The sequence below is a fragment of the Polaromonas sp. JS666 genome, from assembly GCF_000013865.1.
Taxonomy (GTDB): domain Bacteria; phylum Pseudomonadota; class Gammaproteobacteria; order Burkholderiales; family Burkholderiaceae_C; genus Polaromonas.
On record NC_007948.1, the window covers coordinates 4,312,558 to 4,334,694 of the forward strand.

Consider the following 22,137-nt stretch of genomic DNA (forward strand, 5'->3'; position numbering starts at 1 on the left):
ACCTGGTTATTCAGGTCAGCGTCACCCGCGCAAACTTGCGCTTGCCCACCTGGAGAACATAGGTGCCGGCGCCCAGCTTCAAGGCCTTGTCACTGACCACGCTGGAGTCCACGCGCACGCCGCCGCCATCAATCAGGCGGTTGGCTTCACTGCCTGAGGGGGCGAGCCCGGCCTGCCGGAGCAGGGCGCCGATGCCGAGCGGCGCACCGCCCTCGGCCAGCGTCAGCGCCACCTCGGGAATCTCGTCGGGAACCCCGCCCTTGCTGCGGTTGATGAAATCCTGCTCGGCCGCATCGGCGGCGGCCGCGCTATGGAAGCGGGCGGTAATTTCCTTGGCCAGCGCCACCTTGGCATCCTTCGGGTTGCGGCCGGCCAGGACCTCAGCCCGGAGCGCGGCAATCTCGGCCTCGCTCCTGAACGACAGCAGGGTATACCAGCGCCACATCAGCACATCCGAAATGCTCAGCACCTTGGCAAACATGGTGTTGGCATCTTCCGAAATACCAATGTAGTTGTTCTTGCTCTTGGACATCTTCTCGATGCCATCAAGCCCCTCCAGCAGCGGCATGGTCAGGACGCACTGGGGATCCTGGCCGTACTCGACCTGCAGGTGGCGGCCCATCAGCAGGTTGAACTTCTGGTCGGTGCCGCCGAGTTCCAGGTCGGACTTGAGCGCGACCGAGTCATAGCCCTGCATCAGCGGGTATAAAAATTCGTGGACACTGATCGACTGGCCGGCCTTGAAGCGGTCGTGGAAATCGTTGCGCTCCATCATGCGGGCCACGGTGTAGCGCGAGGCCAGCTGGATCATGCCGCGGGCACCCAGTGGATCGCTCCATTCGCTGTTGTAGCGGATCTCGGTCCGGGCCGGGTCCAGCACCAGGCTGGCCTGCCTGTAGTAGGTCTGGGCGTTGACCTCGATCTGCTCGCGGGTCAGCGGCGGGCGGGTGCTGTTGCGGCCCGACGGGTCGCCAATCATGGTGGTGAAGTCGCCGATCAGGAAAATCACCGAATGGCCCAGATCCTGGAGCTGCCGCATTTTGTTCAAAACCACCGTATGTCCGACATGAATGTCAGGTGCGGTCGGGTCCAGGCCCAGTTTGATGCGCAACGGCACGCCCGTGGACTCGCTTCGGACCAGTTTTTTGACCCATTCGTCCTGCGGAATCAGTTCATCGCATCCGCGCAAGGAAACGGCCAGGGCCGTCTTGACACGGTCAGACAGCGGGATATTTGTAACAAGTTCTTGATTCATAAGGGTTTTTCAGATGCGGGGCTTTATCCGACAGATATAATTCGTGCTCTCCTGCGTCAGGCTGCCATTTTAGTTGGCCCGCAACTTGCTGATCAGGATAGAAACGTTTTAAGTCCGGTGACGCCGGACCCTCACACCAGCAGTGCGGGCCAGTCACCGATCACCTTATATCGCAGTCAGGCGCACCAACCTCGGTTATCGCGCCTTGGGTGCACTTTAGTTGGGAATTTTCGTGTTTCACCTGCCCTCCCACATCCTGACATCCCTCGCGGACAGCCTTCGTCGCCACCCCAAACGAGTTACCGGCAGCCTTGCCGTGTTGCTGCTGGGCACCGGTGTGACCGCGTTTGGCGTCGCACCCCTGGCGCCCGATGCCGCCAACCTGCCGGTCCATCAGATCCTGGAGGCCGTGCAGCCCCTGCCAACGCAAGTCCAGACCGACGCGCTGGGCGAGTTCCGCTTCAACCTGTTTCGCACCGAAGGCACGCGCAGCAGCGACACCGCCGACAGCCTGCTCAAGCGCCTGGGCATCAATGACCCGGCCGCAGCAGCCTTTCTGCGCAGCGACGCCAACGCCCAGGTGATCCTGGCGGGCCGCACCGGAAAAAATGTCACGGCAGAAGCCAGCGACAGCCAGCAGCTCCAGAAACTCAGCATGCGCTGGCCCACCGACGACGAGACCCTGTTCAAGCGCCTGGTGATCGAACGCACCGCCTCCGGCTTCAGCTCCCGCATAGAAACCGCGCCCTACACCAGCTCGGCCCGGCTGGCCAGCGGCAGCATCCAGACCTCGCTGTTTGCCGCCACCGACGAAGCCCGCATTCCCGATGGCGTGGCCGTGCAGATGGCCGAGATTTTCTCGGGCGACATCGATTTCCGCCGCGCACTGCGCAAGGGCGACCGCTTCAACGTGGTCTATGAGACCCTGGAAGCCGACGGCGAGGCACTGCGCACCGGCCGCGTGCTGTCGGCCGAGTTCGTCAACGCCGGCAAGGCCCACCAGGCCATGTGGTTCCAGCCCCCGGGCCAAAATACCGCAGGCGCACCCAACAAGGGCGGCTACTACACGCTGGACGGCCAAAGCCTGCGCCGCGCCTACCTGAGCTCACCGGTGGAGTTTTCCCGGATCAGCAGCGGCTTTTCCATGCGCTTTCACCCTGTCTTGCAAAAATGGCGTGCGCACCTGGGCACCGACTTTGCCGCCACCACCGGCACGCCCGCGCGAACCGTGGGCGACGGGGTGGTCGAGTTTGCCGGCGTGCAGAACGGCTACGGCAACGTGGTTTTCATCCGCCACCGCAACAACCACGAAACCGTGTATGCGCACCTGAGCAAGATCTCGGTGCAGCGCGGCCAAAGCGTCAGCCAGGGCCAGACCATTGGCCTGGTCGGCTCCACCGGCTGGGCCACCGGCCCCCACCTGCATTTTGAGTTCCGCGTCAACGGCGCCCAGCAGGATCCGATGACCATTGCCAAGCAGAGCGAGACCATTCCGGTCTCCACAGCGGCCCTGCCGGCGTTCAGGCAGCAGGCAGCCGGCGTCCGAAACCAATTGCTCGCTGCGGCCACCATTTCGCAGACCCGCGCGGAATAAAGGCCCCCACGCTTTTCACTGCGTGTAATGCGCTGCCCCCCGAGGGGGCCGCTGCGCCTGCGGTCTGGCAAAGCCAGTCCCGCGGCCCCTGCTGGGATGAAGAGCCCCCACGCTCGCTCACTGCGTATAGCTCTCGAGCCCTTGCAGGCCGGGAGCCGCAGGCTCCAGCCCCTCGGAGGTTGAACTTGCTTGGGGCGGCCCGGCGCGGCGTTCCTCGGGCCCCCACGCTTTTCACTGCGTGTAATGCGCTGCCCCCCGAGGGGGCCGCTGCGCCTGCGGCCCGGCCAAGCCGGTTCCGCGGCCCCTGCTGGGCTGGAGAGCTACCCCTTGCTTGGGCGGCGTTCGTTGCCCCCATGTTCGCTCACTGCGCGTCGCTCTCCATTCCCGAAGTAGTTAGTTTTTCCTCGGGCCGGTCCGCGAAATTTTGGGGCCGGGGCTCAAATGACCTGCAAGTAACGCTACCCCGCTCGCTCCCTGCGGCAAAATAGCCGCATGCTGGATTACTACATTGGCCTGATGTCGGGCACCTCACTCGACGGCGCGGACGGGGTGCTGGTGGACTTCTCCGGCGACAAACTTCGCGTCGTGGCGGCGGTCACCGAACCCTTTGCCGACAGCTTCCGGGCGGAATTGCTGGCGCTGAACACACCCACCCACAATGAGCTGCACCGTGCGGCGCTCGCGGCAAACCAGTTGGCCGCGGTCTACGCCCGGGTGGTCAAGACCCTGTTGATCGAGGCTGGCGCACAGGGAATCACTCCGGAACACATAGGCGCGGTGGGTGCGCATGGACAGACTGTCAGGCACCAGCCGCAGCGAACCTCGCTGGATGCCGAGGGGGCAGGCTACACGCTGCAGCTCAACAACCCGGCCCTGCTGGCCGAGCTCACCGGGCTGGACGTGGTGGCGGACTTTCGCAGCCGCGATGTGGCCGCCGGTGGCCAGGGCGCGCCGCTGGTTCCCGCCTTTCACCAGCGTATTTTTGGCCGGGCGGACAGCACCGTTGCCGTGCTGAACATCGGCGGCATCTCCAACCTCAGCGTGTTGCCCCGCGACGGCGAGGCGCCCGTGCTGGGTTTTGACTGCGGGCCGGGCAATGCGCTGATCGATGCGTGGTGCCTGCAGCACACCGGCCAGCCATTTGACGCCGGCGGCGCCTGGGCGGCCAGCGGCAAACTGCTCTCCGGGCTGCTGGCCAGCCTGCTGGACGAACCCTATTTTGGCCAGGCCCCTCCCAAAAGCACGGGCAGAGACCTTTTCAGCCTGGCGTGGCTGGCTGAAAAACTGCAACCATTCGCCGCAGAACGCCCCGAAGACATCCAGAACACCTTGACCGAATTCACGGCCAGCGCCTGTATAGCCGGTGTTACCGGCTACGGGAAAGACAGCAAGGAGCTGATTGTGTGCGGCGGCGGCGCTTTCAACCGGCACCTGATGCAGCGCCTGCAGGCCGGCTTGCCATCGCTGGCGGTGACCTCATCGGCGACCCATGGCCTGCCGCCCCTGCAGGTCGAGGCCGCCGCTTTTGCCTGGCTGGCCCGCCAGGCCGTCGAAAGGCAGCCCGGCAATCTCGCGAGCGCCACAGGCGCCGCCGGCCCGCGGGTGCTGGGCGCCGTCTATCCGGCCTGACACCCGGGCTGGAATGATCAGGGCTGACAAGCGCCCAAGACCCGTACAAACCAAACCAAAAGCAAAAAGCCGCCCGAAGGCGGCTTTTGATGGTTAGAGGAGAGCGGACGGCTCAGGCGGAAAAACTGGAACCGCAGCCACAGGTGCTGGTCGCATTCGGGTTCTTGATCACGAACTGCGCGCCTTCGAGGTCGTCCTTGTAGTCGATCTCGGCGCCGACCAGGTACTGGTAGCTCATGGCGTCGATCAGCAGCGACACGCCATTTTTGGTCATGGTGGTGTCGTCTTCGTTGGTGATCTCATCAAAGGTGAAACCATACTGAAAACCGGAGCAGCCCCCACCCTGCACAAACACGCGCAATTTCAGGTCGGGATTGCCCTCTTCGGCAATCAGCTCGGCGACCTTGGCTGCCGCGCTGTCGGTGAAGACAAAGGGTGCGGGCATTTCGGTCTGGATAATTTCAGCAACTGCGCTCATGGAAACTCCGTAATTCTGGTCTCAACAAACAAATAGTACAGCAAATCGATCAACCATAGGACTCATACGTCTAAGCAGTGTTCCACGGCTGCCAGACTGGCTTTCGACTATTTACTGTAAGTACTTACTGTCTTTGTTTCGTCAGCAATGTTCAGGCTGTTGTTGGCGGCCAACTTCAAGGGTGGCTTTTCTTCCAGCTGCTGGAGCGTTGTGGGCCGCAACTGTCCAAAGATGACGGCGCCCTGGTGCATTTCAAGCGCCTTGTATGCCACGTCCCCTTCAATCCTGGCCTTGGGCTGGAGTTCCAGCAGTTCCGAGGCGTGAACGGGGCCCATCACGCGGCCATTGATGATCACGTGGTCCGCATGCACCAGCCCGGTCACCACGGCCGACTCGCTAATCACCAGAATGCTGGGGCTGCCTTCGTTGGCGCGAATGTCACCAATCACTTCGCCATCGATCCGCAGGCCGTCGGTGAATTTGAGGCTGCCTTCAATGCAGCTACCCTGGGCAATCAGGCTTCTAATGGGGGGCTGCTTCTTTTTACCGAACATATACGGGTTCCTCGAGGTGGGGCTGGATTGGAATGGAGGACGAGGCGGGAAGTCAGAGCTTGAAGGTCTGAACGGAGCGGACTGTCGTGCCTTCAAGCACTTTGGCGGTCACGGTTTTTACCACGGCCTGGGGAGGCAAATCGAGGACACCTTCCACGCGGCGGTACTGTTTGAACTGCAACGCCTGCGGACCACCGGGCAAGGTCATGGCCCAGGGCTCGCCGGCCTGTGTGCCGTTCACCGTCAGGTCGAGCCTGCCATTGAAAACCGGGGCATTCTTGAGCGGCTGGATCACCAGCACCTGCCATTTGAGCTGGGTCTCCGACAACACCTCGGCCTGCAAGCTGCGCAGCGAGGCCACTTCGGCGCCCCCTGAGGGCAACAGCTTCTCGAAAAACCCGAGGTCGTCGCGCAGCGCGCGGTTGTCCGATTCCAGCTGGCGGATCTGGCTCATCATTTTCTCCTGCAGCGCCTTCTCGGCCGTCAACAGGCTGCCGGAGGTGTTGGCAACCGACTGCGCCTTGTCGCGGTCCGAGCGCAGGCTGGCGACTTCCTGCCGCAGCAGGCTGAGCTCCTGCTTGGCGTTGGTGTCCAGCCCCGCAATACTCTTGCCAAACTCGAAGGCCCACAAGGCGATGGCGGCAGAAAATCCCAGCATCAGGGCGCCGGCGATCCAGCGCAGGGGCCAGGGAAGCGAGCTGCGGATGGCCATGCGCGGCGAACTGATGGTCAGGCGGCGGCGAAACAGGCGAAATTTCAAAGGGCAGGTCCAGCGTTTTCGTTCGGGAGGCTGCATTGTGCACGCAGACAGGGCCCGGCCCGGCCTCTGTGCGGCAGGCAACGTAAGGGATTGCATCAAAGGGTTGCAAGGCGTTGCATCAAGGCGGCCAAGCAGGTCCATCGCTTGGAAAATCCATGAAAAAGCCCATGCAAAAGACCATGAAAAAAGCCGCCAGGCGAACCATGGCGGCTTTTTTCGGGCAGGGAAAGCGGATTAACGCTTGCTGAACTGCTTGCGGCGGCGAGCCGAACGGAAACCGACCTTTTTACGCTCGACTTCACGTGCATCGCGCGTGACAAACCCAGCCTGGCTCAGGGCCGGCTTGAGTGTTGCGTCGTAGTCAATCAGCGCACGGGTAATGCCGTGGCGGACTGCGCCGGCCTGGCCGGACTCACCACCGCCGTGGACGTTGACCATGATGTCAAACGTCTCGACGTGGTTCGTCAGAAACAGGGGCTGACGGCAGATCATGATCGAGGTTTCACGACCGAAGAACACCTGGATGTCACGGTCATTGATCGTGATCTTGCCGGTGCCTTTTTTGATAAACACGCGAGCGACGCTGGATTTGCGACGGCCGGTGCCATTGTTCCATTCACCAATCATCAATGGCTCCTTAGATGTCCAGCACTTTAGGCTGTTGGGCGGTATGCGGGTGCTCTGCACCACCGTACACCTTGAGTTTCTTGATCATCGCGTAGCCCAGCGGGCCTTTTGGCAGCATGCCCTTGACGGCTTTTTCCAAAGCGCGGCCAGGATGCTTGGCTTGCATGTCGCGAAAATTGGTGGCTGTAATGCCGCCGGGATAGCCCGAATGGCGGTAGTACATCTTGTCCAGCGCCTTGGCGCCAGTGACGCGCAGCTGGGCTGCGTTGATGATGACAATGAAGTCACCGGTATCGACGTGAGGCGTATAAATGGCCTTGTGTTTGCCGCGCAAACGGAGAGCAACTTCGCTGGCTACTCGTCCGAGGACCTTGTCGGTCGCGTCAATCACAAACCACTCGTGCGTCACGTCAGCGGGTTTGGCGCTGAACGTTTTCATGAGTTTTCTCTTTTCGAGTTGGTTTGGCGGGTTCTTTTCCACGGTCGGTGTTCTTCTGATGAGAACCTCTTAGGTGGTCATTTGCGCGAAATTCCGAGGAAAGCCAAGCCGTCCATGAAGCTTCATGCAACTCTGCCGCGGAACCACATGTGCGCTGCAGAGCCTTGGATTATATGAAAAATCAAGGGCTTACGTCAATCCACCCTGGCATTTGGCCCGCGAGAAGGTAGGATAGGCCCCATGTTTTCCTACCGCCACGCCTTCCACGCAGGCAACCACGCCGACGTGCTCAAGCACACCACGCTGATCGCGTTGATGAAGTATTTGACCCAGAAAGACACGGCGCTGACCGTGATTGACACCCATGCCGGGGCCGGCCTGTACCGGCTCGATGGCGACTACACCGAGACCAGCGGCGAAGCGCTGGAGGGTATTTTCAGGCTTCTTTCAGCTCAAAAACCATCATCACCCCCCAAAGACACCGACTCAGCCGCTACAAAAAAGGTAGCAACCACCAAGCCACCCGTCCCGGCCAAGACCAAGGCTGCGGGCGCTTGGGCCCCGGCCCTGCAGGATTACCTGGACGTGCTGAAGGGCCTGAACCCCCAGTTCGCCCAGACCGGCGACCCGGCCCACCTGAAAATTTACCCCGGCTCCCCGTTTATCGAACAGCAATTCCTGAGCGGGCGCGACAAGCTCAAGCTGTTTGAACTGCATCCCACCGATTTCAAGTCGCTGGCTGGCAACATCGAGCAACTGGGCGTCGGCCGGCAGGTGGCCGTGGCCCGCGAAGACGGTTTCGAAGCCTTGAAGACCTTTTTGCCGCCGCCGGCACGGCGCGCCATGGTGCTGTGCGACCCCAGCTATGAGATCAAGAGCGACTACGCGCGGGTGAGCGTCTGCATGGCCGACGCGGTCAAACGCTTCGCCACCGGTACCTATGTGGTCTGGTACCCCATCATCCCGCGTCCCGAAGCGCACGATTTGCCGCGAAAGCTCAAGACGCTGGCCGTCAAGGCCGGCCGAAGCTGGCTGAACGCCACCTTGACGGTGAAATCGAGCAAGTTAACCACCGGTACCGAGGGAGAAGTCATACGACCGGGCTTGCCCGCCAGCGGCATGTTCGTGATCAACCCACCGCATACGCTCAAGGCGGAACTGCAAGCCGCCCTGCCCCAGATGGTGGCGCTGCTCGGGCAGGACCGCAACGCCGGCTTCACGCTGGACCACGGCGGCTGAGTCGACCGCGATACGTGAGACGCAATAGATAGAGACAGCGAAGCGCCGGCTATTGCCAGCTACTGCAACAGCTTGTCAGGCGGAATTTTTCCCTGCACGGCCCAAGCCCGCGCGGTCAGGGCGATCGAACCATCGGCGGCCGCAACCAGCCGCGCCCTCAATGTGTCGCGTATGCGATCACGAGTGCCAGCGTCTAGGCCCGCAAGGTAGGTGGGCGCTGCGCCCTGCCTCCCCAAAAACGGGGTCCAGTAGTCATCGAAGTCCCGAAAAACTGTGGCGACATCAATGGCGCGCACGGACACCGAATTCAGGCCGACCTCGCGAAACAGCATCTCCAGTGGTTCAGGCTGGCAGATTGGAAAGCGCTGGGCCTGATCAACGCTGGAGTCTTGCGGATTGATCTGCACCGCGACGTCCCAAAAGTGCCGCATCATCTGCATGCCACCGCGATAGTCCCAGACATAGGCCGCTACCGTGCCTTCAGGGCGCGTTACCCGCACCATCTCGGCGGCCATGGCCTTGGGGTCTGCCACGAAGTTCAGCACGAGCCCCGAAACAGTGGCGTCGCATGACCGGGCCGGCCAGGCGAGCGCCAGGGCATCGCCAAGGTCAAACTGCACTCTCGGGTCCTGGACCCTCTCGCGTGCGGCGCGAATGAACCCCTCGGCGCGGTCCACGGCCAGGACCAAGGCCGGGTCATGGCGTTCGAGGATGCATTCCGAAAGAGCGCCCGTCCCGCAGCCCACGTCGCCCCAGGTCAGGCCGGGTTCAACATTCAGCCATCCGAGAAACTCTCTCGCCACCGGGCGGCTCCAGCGTCCGACCCATTGCTCGTAGGCATTGCCGGCGCCCCATGTTTCGTTCGCGCTGTCAGCCATGTCGACTCCCTCCTGCCCCACCGGGGGCCAGGATAGATGCTACTGCCGGACGGGGCCCTGCAGCTCAATATTTCAGCGCGGTGCTCTTGCCCCAGAACACGCGGTAGGCAAACACCGTGTAGCCGATGATCAACGGCAGCACCACGGCGGCGCCGGCCAGGATCACGCCCATGGCCTCTGGCGCCGAGGCTGCCTGCCAGATCGTCATGCTGTCAATCACCAGCCACGGAAACAGGCTGTAGGCCAGCCCGTAAAACGCCAGCAGGAACACGCCCACCGTCGCGCCAAAAGGCACCCAGGCGCCATATTCATTGCCCTGTGCCAGCCGCACCGGCAGGCGCTGCAGGCTGCGATAGATCACCGCAAACAGCACGGCGGTTGCCGCAGGAATAGGCAACAGCAGCACAATGTTCGGAAAGGAAAACCACTTGGAAAAAATACTCGGGCTGACCAGCGGCGTCGCAATCGAAATCGCGGCAATGCCGGCCACGGTGAACAGCAGGCTGCGGCGCGCCCAGCGCACGGCCTGCAGCTGAAGCTCCCCCTCTGACTTGATGATGAGCCAGCCCGCGCCCATCAGGCAATAGGCCGCCACCAGCGCCAGCCCGATCACGGCACTGAAGGCGACGGCCCAGGCCGTGGAGGCAAAGCCGGTGATCAGCGCGCCCAGCATGTAGCCCTGCGACCAGCTGGCCAGCAGCGAGCCGCTGTAAAACATGCGGTTCCACAGCGGCTTGTGGGACGCGTGCGCCTTCACGCGAAAGTCGAAGGCCACGCCCCGCAGCGTCAGCCCGATCAGCATCATCGCCACCGGCAGATACAAGGCGCCCAGAATCACGCCGTGCGCCAGCGGAAACACCGTGAGCAAAATGCCCACGCCCAGCACCAGCCAGGTTTCATTGGCATCCCAGAAGGGGCCAATGCTGGCGATCATGGTGTCCTTGTCGTCGTCGCTGGCGCGGTGCATCAGCATTCCCACACCCAGGTCATAGCCGTCCAGCACCACATAGGCCAGCATGGCCAGGCCCATCACCACCAGGAAAACAATCGGCATCCAGCCTGCGGCCTGCGTCAGATCAGGGGCAAGATCAAGCATTGGCGGCTCCTTCCTTTTTCGGGTAGCTCACGGGATTGAGGGTGTCTTCCATGCCGGCGCCAGACGGCCGGTCGGCATGGGTCTTGTGGCGCGCCAGGTAAAACACCACCGAGATATAGGCCGCGATCAGCGCGGCATAAAGTGCGAGGTAAAGCGACAGGGTGAAGGCAATCCGTGGCGCCGGCACTTTGGATGCGGCATCAGCCGCGGTCAGCACGCCCGTGACCAGCCAGGGCTGGCGGCCAATCTCGGTGACATACCAGCCGGCCACCAGTGCTACCCAGCCGGCAAAGGTCATGGCCACCAGCACCCGTGCGTGCCATGGGGTCAGGGTGCGTGCCGGGTCTTTCTTCCACGGTGCCAGCTGGTACACAGTCGCCCAGCTCACGGCCAGCATCAGCATGCCCACACCCACCATGATGCGAAAGGCCCAGAACACCGGCGCCACCGGCGGATGCTTGCCCTCGAACTGGTCGAGCCCCTTGACTTCGCCGTCCAGCGAATGGGTCAGGTACAGCGAGGCCAACTTCGGAATGGCAATTTCATAACGGTTTTCCCGTGCCTCGGCATCAGGCAGCGCAAACAGCACCGCAGCCACGCCCCGCTCCGTCTTCCAGATGCCTTCCATCGCGGCGAGTTTGGCGGGCTGGTATTCCAGTGTGTTCAGGCCGTGAAAGTCACCCGCCACAATCTGCAGCGGAATCAGGATGGCGGCGAGGTACACGCCGGTCTTCAGGCTGGCCATGACCTCGGCGCCGCGCTCGTTGCGCAGCCAGCGGTAGGCAGAAATACCCGCCACCAGAAACGACACAGTGAGGCCCGAGGCCAGCAGCATGTGCGTGAGGCGGTACGGAAACGACGGGTTGAAGATCACCTGCAGCCAGCTCGTCACATGCGCCTGCCCGTTGATCATTTCAAAACCGGCCGGTGTCTGCATCCACGAATTGAGCGCCAGGATCCAGAACGCCGACAGCGTGGTGCCGCCGGCCACCAGCAGCGTGGCGATGGTGTGCATGGTTTCGCTGACGCGCTCACGCGCAAACAGCATCACCCCCAGCATCGTGGCCTCGAGGAAGAACGCCGTGAGCACCTCGTAGGCCAGCAACGGCCCGGCGATGTTGCCGACCTTTTGCATGTAGCCGGGCCAGTTGGTGCCGAACTGGAAGCTCATGGTGATGCCGCTCACCACGCCCAGCGCAAACGTCAGCGCAAAAATCTTCACCCAGAACTGGTAGGCATCCATCCAGTACTGGTCCTGCGTCCTGACGAAGCGCAGCTTGAAGTACAGCAGCACCCAGCCCAGCGAAATGCTGATGGTAGGGAACAGGATATGGAAGGTGATGTTGGCTGCAAACTGGATCCGGGCCAAAAGAAATGCGTCAAGTCCTTCCATTGTCAACTCCTGTTTTTATCGGCAAGGTTGGCAGGCGGCGCTGCGGGCCCTGGCGGGCCGTCAGACTTCGCCGCCACTGTGCTTGATGCCGCCCGGCCTGTCAAACCGGCCTTGACGGTGCTGGTCACCTTGTCTTTCATCTGCAGCAGCTTCTGCACCTTGGCGCCCATCTTCATCAGGCTCATCAGCGTGGCCGAGTCCATCTTCTGCACGTCGGCCAGCCAGCCCGTCATCAGCTCGATCAGGTCGTGCATCTGCTTCATGCGCGCCTGGGCGTGGATGTCGTCCTGGTTCGCCGGCTGCTCCATCAGCGCATCGCGCAGCATCGACAGCGTCGGGTCAATCTCACGCTTGCGCCGCTCCTCGGCCAGGGTACGGAAAATCGCCCAGACATCATCCGGCGCGCTGAAATATTCGCGCCTGTCATTGGGCAAGTGCTGCAGCCGCACCAGGTTCCACGACTGCAGCTCCTTCAGCCCCATGCTCACGTTGGAGCGCGAAAACGCCAGCGCCTCGCCAATTTCATCGGCATTCAGGGCGCGGGGCGACACGTAAAGGAGCGCATAAATCTGCCCCACGGTGCGGTTGATGCCCCAGCGGCTGCCCATTTCACCGAAATGCAGGACAAAACGCTGGGTCAGGGGGGCTAGATTCATGCGTGGACTTATTGAATTTTCAGGAATTACTGAAATTATAGTAAGCCCGGGATTTTTTTGCTCTGGAGCGTCTTATGGCCCAATTTATTGTTCATCGGAGGCTCTGCCAGCTACGGCGCTGACGTCATTTGCCACCAATCAAGACAGGGGATGTGCCGTGGGCCGATGCCCCCTACTCTGCCCAACTGTCACCACATCGGTATTACCAGTCATGCGCCCGGGCCCAACACAGGGCAGCAGCCTGACTTTCTTTGCCTCTTACAGCGGCTAATGGGCCGCAGCTGCGCCCGCCGGCACCGTGCTGTACTTCGGTGTGCCGGTGGTGCCGACCATCAAGTGGTTGACCACGCCCATGACATCGTCCACCAGCATCACGGCACGCTCCATCGCCAGGGCCTGCTCTTGCGACTGCACGCATCCCATCAATGTCACCAGCCGCCGTTCACCCAGCACCCAGACGCTGGTGTCGCCAAAACGGCCATCCTGCTGGAGATAGATCGCCACCCTGGGAATGATCTCCTTGTCGTAAAGATAGGAGTTGGGCAAACGGCACCGCCCGGATCGAAAACAGCTGCCGCCATGCTGGGCGCGCACGTGCGCCTCTGCGCGTACCTGCTCTTGTGTGAAGGACGGCCCTTCAGGCACGGGGCAAGCCGCCATGGCTGAGCTCACCCGCAGGAAAGGGTCATCAAAGTAGTTTTGCCGGTCTTGCGCGACGGCGGGCATTAACAATACCAACCCGCCCATGACCAGCCAGTTGCTCAGCCTGAACTTCAGCCTCATCCTGATCTCCATGGGCCGGCGACGCAGCCACCCGTGTTTATTGTCAGATGAAATCGGGCGGCGACAAAATCCTGCAGATGCCGGTCGCAGCCGCACGAACGCCGGCGCCCCGCGCGCGGGAATGCTCAGGCCGTGGGCTTGGGCGCACCGACCAATTCAGCCAGCTGGTCCGTGCATTGGCCCCAGCCTTCGTGGAAACCCATTTTCTCGTGCGCCTCGCGGTCGGCGACGGTCCAGTGCATGACCCGGGCGGTGTATCGGGTCCCAGGACCGTTGGGACCGGCTTCCTCTTCAAAGGTCAGCACCACCGTCATGAACGGCTTTTCAGACGGCTTCCATGCCTCGGTGTAGGCATCGGTGAAAACCAGCCGCTCGTTGGGGACCACCTCAAGGTAGACGCCGCGATTGGGAAAGTCCGTGCCATCGGGGCCGCGCATGACAACAAAGTTGGCGCCGCCGGGTCGCACGTCGAGCTCTGCGCGCGGCGTGCTCCAGGGTTTGGGCGCAAACCATTGCGTCAGGAGTTCGGGCGTGGTCCAGGCCTTGAAGAGCTTTTCACGCGGAGCCTCGATATGGCGGGTCAGTACAAGCTCGCGGTCGGAAGTTGTGGCGGTGCGGTGTGAAGTGGTGGTCATGCGATTCTCCTGGGGCTGGTTGGTATTTACCACGGCCAAACACGGCCGGCAATACTTTTGCAGGCCCTTTGCAGGCCGCCTACCTGTACGACGAAGCAGACACGGCTTTCTCGACACTCAGGAGTTCAATCAACAATAACAATTTGTATTTTCTGCCCGGGACACCCACCGCACAAGGCCAGCCCGAACCAGCCCCGAACACCTTTCACAAGTCAGGTTTCTTTTTGATGTCCTGCGACATACGCCAGCAACAGAAAGCCGCCCGCCATCGCGGTGTTCTTGAGGAAGCTCAAAAGCTGCGCGTTGAACTGCGGCGGTTCAGCGGCCCAAAAGGCGTGCGCGATCAATGCCGACGCCAGGGTGAAGGCGCCCATGACGCCAGCTGCAAGCCGCAGCCTCCAGCCCAGCACAAGCGCGATACCGCCACCGATCTCTAGCGCTACCGTCAATGCCAGTGCAATTTCAGGCAGCGGAATGCCGAGCTTGTTGAAGTAGCCCACGGTGGCTCCCCACGCCAGCAACTTTCTCATGCCGGCCACCAGGAAGATGAGGGCCATCAATGCGCGCGCTGCAAACAATATGTTGCGATTTTGAATGGTCATTTTTGTCTCCGGATGAAAGGAAGGACCTGGCCCGGGCTCAGTCGAGGGCAATTCTGGAGCGCTTGACGATTTCAGCGAAGCGGAGCTTGTCGGCTTCAGCGGCCTTCGTCACATCCGAAGGTGGCGCAATCCAGGGCTCAAAACCGAAATTCGCCAGCCTGTCCTTGATGTCGGCATCCGCCAGCGCCTTGGCCACCCCGGACTGGATCCGGTCAACCACCGGCTTGGGCGTTCCTTTCGGGGCATACATCGCCACCCAGGTCGGCAGCTCGAAACCGGCCGGGCCACCGGATTCAGCCACCGTCGGCACATCGGTATAACCTGCCATGCGGTTGTGCCCCGCATAAGCCAGCAGCCTGACCTTCTTTGCCTTGTACAGAGGGCCAACGGTCGCAGCGGTACCAAAAGCCCAGTCCACCTCGCCGGTTGCCACGGCGGTGTAAAGCTGGGGGAGCTCCTTGAAGGGCACGTGCGTCATCTTCGCGCCGGTGGAATGCTCAAACATGGCGGTGCCGACATGGGCCACGCTGCCTATGCCCCAGCTTCCGTAGGTCAGGTGCCCGTCTTTGGCTTTCGCTGCGGCGATCAGTTCCGTCACGTTTTTCCACGGAGCGTTGGCGCCGACGACGATGAAGAAGTTTGTCCTGTACAGCGGCGCCACCGGTTCAAAATCCTTGGCCGGGTCAAACGGCAGTTGCTTGTAGAGGTGCGGCTGCAGCGTCATGTGCGTGGAATCCACGGTCATCAACGTGTAACCGTCCGGCTGCGCACGCTTGGTTTCGCCGATCGCCAGCCAGCCGTTGGCGCCGGGCTTGTTGTCGACGAGCAGTTGCTGGCCCCAGTCGCGCGTGAGCTTTTCGCCGACGCTGCGCATCACCGAGTCCGGGCCGCTGCCGGCGGAATACGGCAGTACGGCGCGTACCGGCTTGACCGGAAAGGTCTGTGCCGCCGCCGGGAGCATGGCGCAAGCCAGCAGCACGGCGGCCGCGCCTGTCAATGTTTTGATCTGCAGAAATTTCATGGTGTTGTCTCCGTGGGTCTCGTGGTGGGGGCGTGATCGGGTGGCGGGGAAATGAACTTCAAATGACTTCAAATGATTTCAAAGGGCTTCAAAGGCCGCGGTGAAGTGCGGGTCGCGCTGCTTCAGGTCGTCGTGGCTCACCTGGCCGGTGCGCCGCATGTAGTCGTAGGCAAAACTGACCGGGTCCAGATGCAGCTTGCCGGCCACGTTTTCATACCAGTCCAGGCTTTTGGCCGCGGCGTTCTGGAAGCTCGATGACGCCGGCCGCCGCGTGGCCTCGAACGCGGCAAAGGCCAGTGCCAGGTCGTCCGGGTGCGCAGCCAGGCCCTTGTGCAGCGCAATTGCGTCCTGCATGGCCATGCGTGTGCCGGAACCAAGCGAGAAATGAACCGTGCGCAAGGCATCGCCCAGCAGCACGATGTTGCGATGGGTCCACTGCTCGTTCTTGACGATGTTGGCTTCAAACCAGAGCGAGCGGTTGGTCAGCAGCACGTTGGCGCCCAGCTCGGCGCCAAACACCTGCGTGCAGTAACGGCGGCTCTCGTCTTCGCTGGCCGCGTCCAGCCCGGCGCGCTTCCAGGTGTCGGGGTCAACCTCGACGAGGAAGGTGCTCAGCTCGGCGCTGTACTGGTAACTGTGGGCAATGAAAACGCCGTGCGTGGTCTCTTTGAAGATCAGCGACACCGGATGAAAGCGCTGGCGCGTGCCGTACCAGGCAAACTTGTTGCGGCGTTTTTCAAACGTGGGACGGAAGTGCCCGGCAAACTGTGTGCGCACCGCGCTGTTGCCGCCGTCAGCAGCAATCAGCAAATCCACTTCCGCCGCGAGCGCAGACACGTCGCCGATGCGCTGCCCATAGTGAATGCGCACACCCACGCGCTCGCAGGCCCGCTGCAGCGTCTGCAGCATGTCGATGCGAGCGGTGCGTGAAAAGTGATTGCCGTGGATCTGCACATGACATCCGCGGTGCACCACCTCCATGTAGTCGCACTTTTCATGGTGGGCCGTGAATTCGGCAAAGAATTCCGCGTCGGCCTCCTTCAGGAAGGCCAGGCCCACGTCGGAAAACACCACGCCCCAGCCGTAGGTGGCGCCTTCGGGGTTTTGCTCATACACATTGATCTCATGCGCCGGGTTGTGTTTTTTGGTGAGCAGCGAGAAATACAGCCCGGCCGGCCCGGCGCCGATGACGGCGATCTTCATGGTGTGCTCCTCTCTGGCGTGATGGAAGGCGCTGCGGCGCAGGCTGCCTGGTAGCGCTCCAGTGCAGCGCGGAACGCCGGCGGGATCTCTATCGAACGGCGCTCGTCGCGCGCCACGCACACCGGCGTCAGCGTGGCGACAAAAATCACCTCACCTTCCAGCGTGCGGCCGGTCACGTCCAGCACATAGGTGCGGCTTTGGATGCCGGCCACGGTGACCGTCATGTCGAACTCGTCATCGGGCCGCAATGAACGCCTGAAGTCAAACGCCAGCGCGCGGCTGGGCGTGCCAAAACCCTGCTCGTGTTTGGCGCGCTGCGGCGTTGTGTGGAACAGCGAGCCATAGAAGAGCTCGGCCGCCGAGATCACGTATTCGGAAAACATCGGCGTGTAGACCACGCCCGCCGGGTCGCAATCGCCCCACTTGACGCGGCGGCGAATCACCAGCGGCCGCTCGCCCAGCACCTGCTCGGTGGCGATCATGACGGGCTCCCTGCCGCCTCGGCGGCCAGCTGGTCGGCGATGCGCTGCTTCAATGCGGGCTTGTCGATCTTGCCCACGCGCGTCAGCGGGTAGCTGTCAACGATCTCGACCCGTTCCGGGCACTTGTATTTGGCCAGGCCCAGGCCGACGAGGAAGGCGCCGAGCGCCTTCACGTCGGGTGCAACCATGCCGGGGCGCGGAACAATGAAGACGCAGGCCTTCTCGCCGTAGAACGGGTCGGGCATGGCAACCAGCTTGGCGTCGGCCACGGCCGGGTGCTGGCTGACGAAGCCTTCGACCTCTTCGCAGCCGATTTTTTCGCCGCCGCGGTTGACGTTGTCGCGCAGCCGGCCTTCAAAGGCATAGCAGGTGACGCCGTCGACGACGTGCGCGGTCATCATGTCGCCGGTGCGGTAGAAGCCGTCGGAGGTGAAGGCTTTGGCGTTCGCCTCGGGATTGCCGAAGAAGCCGGTCAGGCTGGACGGGCCGCGAAAGCACATCTCGCCCATCTCCCCGGGCGGACTCGGTTCTTCGGTTTCGGGCACCAGCAGGCGGATCTCGTCGTGCGCGCAACCCGAAGTGCCTTGCGTGTGGTGCCGCGCAAAGGCCGGCGCATCGGCGGGCGAGCCGAGCAGCAGCCCTTCGGTGATGCCGTACAGGTTGGAGCAAGGCACGCCAATGTGCTTTTCCAGCTTGTCGGCGCGGCTCATGGTGGCAAAGAGCTGCAGCGACGACAGGTCGTGCCTGGCGATGTCGGTATACGCCAGCAGCTGCGGCGCGATCGGGCCGATCGACAAGGCATGCGTGATGCGGTGTTCTTCAATCAGCGCCAGCATGCGGGCAATATCCACCCTGGGCATCAGCACCACGGTCACGCCCATCAGGGCCGCGGGCATCAGTGTGTACAGCTGGCCGGCGTTGTGCAGCAGCGGCAGGGACCAGATCACGCGGCTGCCGGCGTCGATGCGGTAGCGCCGCATCCATGCGGCGGAATGCCCCAGGTATTCGGCATGGAAGCGCGGAATGATTTTGGGCACACCGGTGGTGCCGCCGGAAAGCTGGAAGCTCAGCACGTCTTCCATGCCGAGCGCAATATGGCCCAACTGCTGCCGCGCCTGCTCAAGGGGCATGTCGGCGATCAATGCGTCGATGCCGGGCAGGCCGGCGACCGCGCCGCGCACCACGACCAGATGTTCCAGTGACGGGTGCCGGGCCGCCATGGTCCGGGCTAAACCGACCAGGTCGAAACTGCCGAAATCGGTCTGCACAAAATAGCCGCGGGCGCCCGACTGGGCGGCGAGCTGGCCGATTTCAACCTCGCGGTGCTGCGGCAGCGAGCAAACCGGCACGATGCCGGCCTTGTAGCAGGCCAGCAGCACGATGGCGGTATCCACCGTCGTGCCGAGCTGGAAGATGGCGCGGTCGCCCGTCGCCAGCCCCATGGCCAGCAGCGCAGCGGCCAGGCGATCCGTTGTCTCGTCCAGTTCGCGAAAAGTCAGGCTTCGCTCATCGCTGATAAAGGCCTGCCTGTCGGGGTAGCGCGCCGCCGTGGCGCGCAGGCAGTCGCCCACGGTGGAGGCCACCCAGGAACCATTCGCCAGCGAGGCGGCGGCGCGTTGGTCGGACGGGTAGGTCACGCCCTCGATGGGGCTTTGAATGTCTCGCATGCTTGTCTCCGGGGTCTCTTTGGTTCTCTTGGGTTTCAGCGTGTGCTCAGGGCCGGGCCGGTGCAATGACCACACGGTCCCGCTCAAACACTTCAATGTGCCCGCGAACCCCGCCGGTGAACAGCCCGTACCAGACGGCGGGTTTGAGCCCCAGCGCCTTGCGGCGAAATTCCATCGCTTGCCCGGCCTCGATCAGGTCGTAGTCACCGACCGCCGTCACGCGGCATTCGGGCCGCGCCGCGGCGTCGTGGACCAATGCCGAGAACTCCGCGAGCCGGGGCACGTAAATGGCCACGGCCGAGCCCACGCGGTCGCCAGCGCCGCCGCGTTCATCCAGCAGTCTGGCCTTGGCGGACCAGATGTCGTCAATACGGGCCAGATGGCTGCCGCGCCGCACTGCGGCGTCTTCAGCCTCCAGCGCGGCCTGCAGGGTCAGCGCGCCGTCGTCGGCATCAAGCCGGTCCAGCGGGCGCAGCTTGCGCGTGAACTCGACAAAGTAGCCGTTGGGGTCGCGCACATAGATGGACTCGATGACTTCATGGGCGGTTTCCACCGAGACGTTCAGCCCCTGGGCCTCCAGGCGCTGTTTCCAGGCCTGGAGTTCTTCGGCGCTCTCGACGATCCATGCGGTGTGGGTTGCGTCGAACACGTGGTCGTCGGGCAGTGGCGGCTTCGATGCCCGGTCTTCCATCGTGGCCGGCTGGTCGGAGCCCAGGTAATAGAAGAAGGCAATCGTGCTGCCGTTCCCGCTGTCGAAGAAAAAATGCAGAAAGTCCGGGTGCGTAGCCGGGCCCCAGCCGCGAGCCGAGATGACATGCACCAGGGGCAGCCCCAGCTTGTCGCGGTAAAACTCGATGGTTTCGCGCAGCTTCCAGGTGGGCCGGGCGGTGTGGTCAACGCCGCGCAATGCGGGTTGGGGAAGCAGGTCACGGGCTGACATGGTGGTCTTTCTGTCGTGAGGGTGAAAAAGGTTGTGCGAAAAGGCGCGGGGCCATCACTGCGGGAAGCGTTCCTGGAGCCAGGCGCCGAGCAGCCGGCCGGCCTCCAGCCGCCCGGGCTCTTCACCGGGCGACAGCGCACGGCCGTGGTGGTCGCCGCGCACGCGCAGGTGGCGCTTGTCGGCGCTCGCGAGCGATTCGAAAATCTGACGCACGTCGCCCGGAAAGCAGGCCTGATCGCCGGTGTACTCGACCACCAGCACCGACTGTGTGATGGCCGCGGCGGTCTTGGCCAGCGTGGCGTTGGACGAGATGCCCGACCAGGTGGAAAGCCAGCTCTCCGGCGTGCACTGCCGTGCAAAGCCGACCGCGCCATAGTTGGAGGCAAAGGGCTCGGCGCCCCACAACGATCCAAACTTGCGGTCCGACGGGTCCAGCGACAAATCAAGGCAGCGCAAATCGCCATCGGTGCGCCAGACGTTGATGATGGGCGTGTGGCCTGCCAGCCGCCGGTCTTCGTCGCTGGCGCCCATGCTCGCGCCGTCAACCGCGGCCTTGCCCGCGGCGTCAACCGCGGCCTTGACGCGCCGGCGCGCGGCCAGGCGTCGCTCGATCAGTGCGCGGGCCGTCGCGTCCAGGCGGGCGACGCGGTCACGCTGGGCTGCCCGGTAGCGCGCCACAAACTCCGGCGCATAGCGCGTGGCTTTCGGGCCGGCATAACCGTTCGCCGGGTTGAGCGGGTCGAGCGAGGCGTCAACCGACAGCGCATCATTTTCGTCGGCCACCGAAGGGTCGATGCAGTTCATCAGCAGCGCGCCCTGCCCCGCGTGCGGGCCGATGAACACCATGCCATCGGGCACGGGCATGTCCAGCTCTGCCAGCTGGGTGGGCTTGCCGCCGGGTGTTTTGGCAATGCGCACCTGACCCGGCAGTGCGGCCTGCTGCGCATAGAAGGCATACAGGCCGGCGCCGCCTGAGTTGCCCAGCAGCACGATGCGCCTGAAACCGCGCGACCGGAGATAAGCCAGGCCGGTGGCCACGTCGTGCAGCGCGAATTCATGTTCGAGCCGCAAGTCGTTGCCGACCGAGCGCGGCGCCTGCGACCAGGCGGCATAACCCGCCCCGACGATGTCCGGGATCAGGTAATGGCAGGCCATGAATTCCCGCGGGTGCATGACGCACACCACGGTGTCCGCCGGGGTGGCGGGCTGGTACAGCGAGCCGCTCGTGGCGGCGCCATCGGCGGTACGCAACACCACATTGGTGGTGCGCGTGCCTTGCGGCACATCGCGCGGGTTCCAGTCGGTATTCAGAAATCCCGCGGTCGCCTGTGAGGCGGGCTGTGACGCGGTGCTCGCGGTTTTGCCTGGATCGGTTGCTGTCATCTGTCAAGCCGCAGCGCGGCCCCGTCATTGATTTGGATCAATGATAGGTAGATTCGACAGAAGTGTCAATTATTTGACGTTAGTGTTAACCCGAATGCCGGGACGGCTTCTTTTTCAGGTGGTTGTCGAAAGCGGTCAGCGCGTCCCGCATCTGGCTGACCGCCTCTTCCGCCGACCCCGCACGTGCGCGTTGCGCGTGGTCAGGCAACAGCGCGCGCAGGCTGAAGTCGGCGATGGACTCGGCCACGCCGCTGGCCGGCACATTGCCCTTGGCGTCGAACCACCAGGCGCACCAGTTGCACATGCCGATGATCGAAAACGCGGCGATATGGGCGTTGGTGTCGCGAAACTGGCCTTCGTCGATCCCGCGCTGTATCACGCGCACAAAGTGGTCCAGCACCGCGCGGCGGGCCGCCTCGGCCGCCGACCGGTGCGGCTCGGGCAGGTTGCTCTCGCTGCGCTCCACCACCCGGAACTGCAGCGGATGCGAAAGGATGAGGCCCGCATGCTGCAGGATCAGCTGCCGCAGCGCATCCCGCGGTGGCAGGAGATCGCGCTCCGAAACACTGGCGGCGAGCAGGCTGGCTTTTTCGGTAACTTCTTCGGTCAGCGCCTCCAGCATCGACTCCTTGCTGGGGAAGTAGTAATAAAGCGCCGTTCGGCTCACACCGACCGCGTCCGCGATGTCATTGATGTTGGTCCCGCCGAAACCTTTTTCGATAAACAGCAGGGACGCCGCGTCCAGGATGGACTGGCGCTGCGCGTCGTTGCGCGTGGGCCGGGGCCTGGCTTCTTTTGCTTTGCTCGTCATGTTCAAAATGTA

At 63.1% G+C, this 22,137-nt stretch carries 23 protein-coding genes; 3 read left to right on the forward strand and 20 right to left on the reverse strand.

Annotated elements, in window-relative coordinates; all coding sequences use genetic code 11:
• Positions 1 to 10 precede the first annotated feature (10 nt).
• The gene (gene tyrS / locus BPRO_RS20510; protein ID WP_011484989.1) at positions 11 to 1,255 is read right to left on the reverse strand and encodes a tyrosine--tRNA ligase; all 1,245 of its coding nucleotides are present in this window, start codon (positions 1,253 to 1,255) and stop codon (positions 11 to 13) included.
• Positions 1,256 to 1,487: 232 nt separating this feature from the next.
• On the opposite strand from tyrS, the gene BPRO_RS20515 reads away from it, so the two are divergent.
• The gene (locus BPRO_RS20515) at positions 1,488 to 2,849 is read left to right on the forward strand and encodes a M23 family metallopeptidase (RefSeq protein WP_198140953.1); all 1,362 of its coding nucleotides are present in this window, start codon (positions 1,488 to 1,490) and stop codon (positions 2,847 to 2,849) included.
• Between the two features lie 492 nt (positions 2,850 to 3,341).
• Positions 3,342 to 4,478 (forward strand): anhydro-N-acetylmuramic acid kinase, encoded by a 1,137-nt coding sequence (locus BPRO_RS20520; protein WP_011484991.1) that lies wholly within the window; start codon positions 3,342 to 3,344, stop codon positions 4,476 to 4,478.
• A gap of 112 nt (positions 4,479 to 4,590) precedes the next feature.
• Here BPRO_RS20520 and erpA read toward each other — a convergent pair whose 3' ends face one another.
• The 5 genes from erpA to rplM all read right to left on the reverse strand — a co-directional run bounded on the left by erpA (position 4,591) and on the right by rplM (position 7,336).
• Positions 4,591 to 4,956: an iron-sulfur cluster insertion protein ErpA gene (gene erpA / locus BPRO_RS20525; protein WP_011484992.1), complete on the reverse strand. Its 366-nt coding sequence runs from the start codon at positions 4,954 to 4,956 to the stop codon at positions 4,591 to 4,593.
• Positions 4,957 to 5,063: 107 nt separating this feature from the next.
• Positions 5,064 to 5,510 (reverse strand): bactofilin family protein, encoded by a 447-nt coding sequence (locus BPRO_RS20530; protein ID WP_011484993.1) that lies wholly within the window; start codon positions 5,508 to 5,510, stop codon positions 5,064 to 5,066.
• Between the two features lie 52 nt (positions 5,511 to 5,562).
• Positions 5,563 to 6,270, reverse strand: coding sequence for a DUF6776 family protein (locus BPRO_RS20535; protein WP_011484994.1), 708 nt, complete (start codon positions 6,268 to 6,270; stop codon positions 5,563 to 5,565).
• Between the two features lie 234 nt (positions 6,271 to 6,504).
• On the reverse strand, positions 6,505 to 6,897 hold the full coding sequence (gene rpsI, locus BPRO_RS20540) for a 30S ribosomal protein S9 (protein ID WP_007867568.1): 393 nt from the start codon (positions 6,895 to 6,897) through the stop codon (positions 6,505 to 6,507).
• Between the two features lie 10 nt (positions 6,898 to 6,907).
• Positions 6,908 to 7,336, reverse strand: a complete 429-nt coding sequence (gene rplM, locus BPRO_RS20545) for a 50S ribosomal protein L13 (RefSeq protein ID WP_011484995.1) — start codon at positions 7,334 to 7,336, stop codon at positions 6,908 to 6,910.
• A 240-nt stretch (positions 7,337 to 7,576) separates the two neighbouring features.
• On the opposite strand from rplM, the gene BPRO_RS20550 reads away from it, so the two are divergent.
• Positions 7,577 to 8,575 (forward strand): 23S rRNA (adenine(2030)-N(6))-methyltransferase RlmJ, encoded by a 999-nt coding sequence (locus BPRO_RS20550; RefSeq protein WP_011484996.1) that lies wholly within the window; start codon positions 7,577 to 7,579, stop codon positions 8,573 to 8,575.
• Between the two features lie 59 nt (positions 8,576 to 8,634).
• On the opposite strand, the gene BPRO_RS20555 is transcribed toward BPRO_RS20550, so the two are convergent.
• The 14 genes from BPRO_RS20555 to BPRO_RS20620 all read right to left on the reverse strand — a co-directional run bounded on the left by BPRO_RS20555 (position 8,635) and on the right by BPRO_RS20620 (position 22,125).
• Positions 8,635 to 9,453, reverse strand: a complete 819-nt coding sequence (locus BPRO_RS20555; protein WP_011484997.1) for a class I SAM-dependent methyltransferase — start codon at positions 9,451 to 9,453, stop codon at positions 8,635 to 8,637.
• Between the two features lie 64 nt (positions 9,454 to 9,517).
• Entirely contained in the window at positions 9,518 to 10,549 is a 1,032-nt protein-coding gene (locus tag BPRO_RS20560) for a cytochrome d ubiquinol oxidase subunit II (RefSeq protein WP_011484998.1), read from the reverse strand.
• On the reverse strand, positions 10,542 to 11,942 hold the full coding sequence (locus BPRO_RS20565; protein WP_011484999.1) for a cytochrome ubiquinol oxidase subunit I: 1,401 nt from the start codon (positions 11,940 to 11,942) through the stop codon (positions 10,542 to 10,544). The genes BPRO_RS20560 and BPRO_RS20565 overlap by 8 nt, the downstream gene beginning before the upstream one ends.
• 2 nt (positions 11,943 to 11,944) lie before the next feature.
• On the reverse strand, positions 11,945 to 12,598 hold the full coding sequence (locus tag BPRO_RS20570) for a GbsR/MarR family transcriptional regulator (protein ID WP_011485000.1): 654 nt from the start codon (positions 12,596 to 12,598) through the stop codon (positions 11,945 to 11,947).
• 267 nt (positions 12,599 to 12,865) lie between these two features.
• Positions 12,866 to 13,381 carry a BON domain-containing protein gene (locus tag BPRO_RS20575; protein ID WP_011485001.1) on the reverse strand — a complete coding sequence of 172 codons (516 nt, stop codon included), beginning with the start codon at positions 13,379 to 13,381 and terminating at the stop codon, positions 12,866 to 12,868.
• A gap of 125 nt (positions 13,382 to 13,506) precedes the next feature.
• A complete protein-coding gene (locus BPRO_RS20580) occupies positions 13,507 to 14,016 on the reverse strand; it encodes an SRPBCC family protein (RefSeq protein ID WP_011485002.1) in 510 nt (169 codons plus the stop codon).
• Between the two features lie 212 nt (positions 14,017 to 14,228).
• Positions 14,229 to 14,618, reverse strand: a complete 390-nt coding sequence (locus BPRO_RS20585; protein WP_011485003.1) for a DoxX family protein — start codon at positions 14,616 to 14,618, stop codon at positions 14,229 to 14,231.
• A gap of 37 nt (positions 14,619 to 14,655) precedes the next feature.
• Positions 14,656 to 15,639, reverse strand: a complete 984-nt coding sequence (locus BPRO_RS20590; protein WP_011485004.1) for a Bug family tripartite tricarboxylate transporter substrate binding protein — start codon at positions 15,637 to 15,639, stop codon at positions 14,656 to 14,658.
• Positions 15,640 to 15,717: 78 nt separating this feature from the next.
• Positions 15,718 to 16,842, reverse strand: a complete 1,125-nt coding sequence (locus BPRO_RS20595; RefSeq protein WP_011485005.1) for an FAD-dependent monooxygenase — start codon at positions 16,840 to 16,842, stop codon at positions 15,718 to 15,720.
• Positions 16,839 to 17,324 carry an acyl-CoA thioesterase gene (locus BPRO_RS20600; RefSeq protein ID WP_011485006.1) on the reverse strand — a complete coding sequence of 162 codons (486 nt, stop codon included), beginning with the start codon at positions 17,322 to 17,324 and terminating at the stop codon, positions 16,839 to 16,841. The genes BPRO_RS20595 and BPRO_RS20600 overlap by 4 nt, the downstream gene beginning before the upstream one ends.
• The gene (locus BPRO_RS20605; RefSeq protein WP_011485007.1) at positions 17,321 to 18,991 is read right to left on the reverse strand and encodes an AMP-binding protein; all 1,671 of its coding nucleotides are present in this window, start codon (positions 18,989 to 18,991) and stop codon (positions 17,321 to 17,323) included. The genes BPRO_RS20600 and BPRO_RS20605 overlap by 4 nt, the downstream gene beginning before the upstream one ends.
• 46 nt (positions 18,992 to 19,037) lie before the next feature.
• Complete coding sequence (locus BPRO_RS20610) at positions 19,038 to 19,931, reverse strand: VOC family protein (RefSeq protein ID WP_011485008.1); 894 nt, start codon at positions 19,929 to 19,931, stop codon at positions 19,038 to 19,040.
• A gap of 54 nt (positions 19,932 to 19,985) precedes the next feature.
• Positions 19,986 to 21,314, reverse strand: coding sequence for a hypothetical protein (locus tag BPRO_RS20615; protein ID WP_011485009.1), 1,329 nt, complete (start codon positions 21,312 to 21,314; stop codon positions 19,986 to 19,988).
• An 85-nt stretch (positions 21,315 to 21,399) separates the two neighbouring features.
• The gene (locus tag BPRO_RS20620; protein ID WP_011485010.1) at positions 21,400 to 22,125 is read right to left on the reverse strand and encodes a TetR/AcrR family transcriptional regulator; all 726 of its coding nucleotides are present in this window, start codon (positions 22,123 to 22,125) and stop codon (positions 21,400 to 21,402) included.
• Positions 22,126 to 22,137 lie beyond the last annotated feature (12 nt).

Excerpts from the sequence above, each read along its gene's own strand:
- tyrS (WP_011484989.1), bottom strand. The coding sequence starts at position 1,255 with ATGAATCAAGAACTTGTTACAAATATCCCGCTGTCTGACCGTGTCAAG.
- BPRO_RS20520 (WP_011484991.1), top strand. The coding sequence starts at position 3,342 with ATGCTGGATTACTACATTGGCCTGATGTCGGGCACCTCACTCGACGGC.
- erpA (WP_011484992.1), bottom strand. The coding sequence starts at position 4,956 with ATGAGCGCAGTTGCTGAAATTATCCAGACCGAAATGCCCGCACCCTTT.
- BPRO_RS20530 (WP_011484993.1), bottom strand. The coding sequence starts at position 5,510 with ATGTTCGGTAAAAAGAAGCAGCCCCCCATTAGAAGCCTGATTGCCCAG.
- rpsI (WP_007867568.1), bottom strand. The coding sequence starts at position 6,897 with ATGATTGGTGAATGGAACAATGGCACCGGCCGTCGCAAATCCAGCGTC.
- rplM (WP_011484995.1), bottom strand. The coding sequence starts at position 7,336 with ATGAAAACGTTCAGCGCCAAACCCGCTGACGTGACGCACGAGTGGTTT.
- BPRO_RS20550 (WP_011484996.1), top strand. The coding sequence starts at position 7,577 with ATGTTTTCCTACCGCCACGCCTTCCACGCAGGCAACCACGCCGACGTG.
- BPRO_RS20555 (WP_011484997.1), bottom strand. The coding sequence starts at position 9,453 with ATGGCTGACAGCGCGAACGAAACATGGGGCGCCGGCAATGCCTACGAG.
- BPRO_RS20560 (WP_011484998.1), bottom strand. The coding sequence starts at position 10,549 with ATGCTTGATCTTGCCCCTGATCTGACGCAGGCCGCAGGCTGGATGCCG.
- BPRO_RS20565 (WP_011484999.1), bottom strand. The coding sequence starts at position 11,942 with ATGGAAGGACTTGACGCATTTCTTTTGGCCCGGATCCAGTTTGCAGCC.
- BPRO_RS20570 (WP_011485000.1), bottom strand. The coding sequence starts at position 12,598 with ATGAATCTAGCCCCCCTGACCCAGCGTTTTGTCCTGCATTTCGGTGAA.
- BPRO_RS20575 (WP_011485001.1), bottom strand. The coding sequence starts at position 13,381 with ATGAGGCTGAAGTTCAGGCTGAGCAACTGGCTGGTCATGGGCGGGTTG.
- BPRO_RS20580 (WP_011485002.1), bottom strand. The coding sequence starts at position 14,016 with ATGACCACCACTTCACACCGCACCGCCACAACTTCCGACCGCGAGCTT.
- BPRO_RS20585 (WP_011485003.1), bottom strand. The coding sequence starts at position 14,618 with ATGACCATTCAAAATCGCAACATATTGTTTGCAGCGCGCGCATTGATG.
- BPRO_RS20590 (WP_011485004.1), bottom strand. The coding sequence starts at position 15,639 with ATGAAATTTCTGCAGATCAAAACATTGACAGGCGCGGCCGCCGTGCTG.
- BPRO_RS20595 (WP_011485005.1), bottom strand. The coding sequence starts at position 16,842 with ATGAAGATCGCCGTCATCGGCGCCGGGCCGGCCGGGCTGTATTTCTCG.
- BPRO_RS20600 (WP_011485006.1), bottom strand. The coding sequence starts at position 17,324 with ATGATCGCCACCGAGCAGGTGCTGGGCGAGCGGCCGCTGGTGATTCGC.
- BPRO_RS20605 (WP_011485007.1), bottom strand. The coding sequence starts at position 18,991 with ATGCGAGACATTCAAAGCCCCATCGAGGGCGTGACCTACCCGTCCGAC.
- BPRO_RS20610 (WP_011485008.1), bottom strand. The coding sequence starts at position 19,931 with ATGTCAGCCCGTGACCTGCTTCCCCAACCCGCATTGCGCGGCGTTGAC.
- BPRO_RS20615 (WP_011485009.1), bottom strand. The coding sequence starts at position 21,314 with ATGACAGCAACCGATCCAGGCAAAACCGCGAGCACCGCGTCACAGCCC.
- BPRO_RS20620 (WP_011485010.1), bottom strand. The coding sequence starts at position 22,125 with ATGACGAGCAAAGCAAAAGAAGCCAGGCCCCGGCCCACGCGCAACGAC.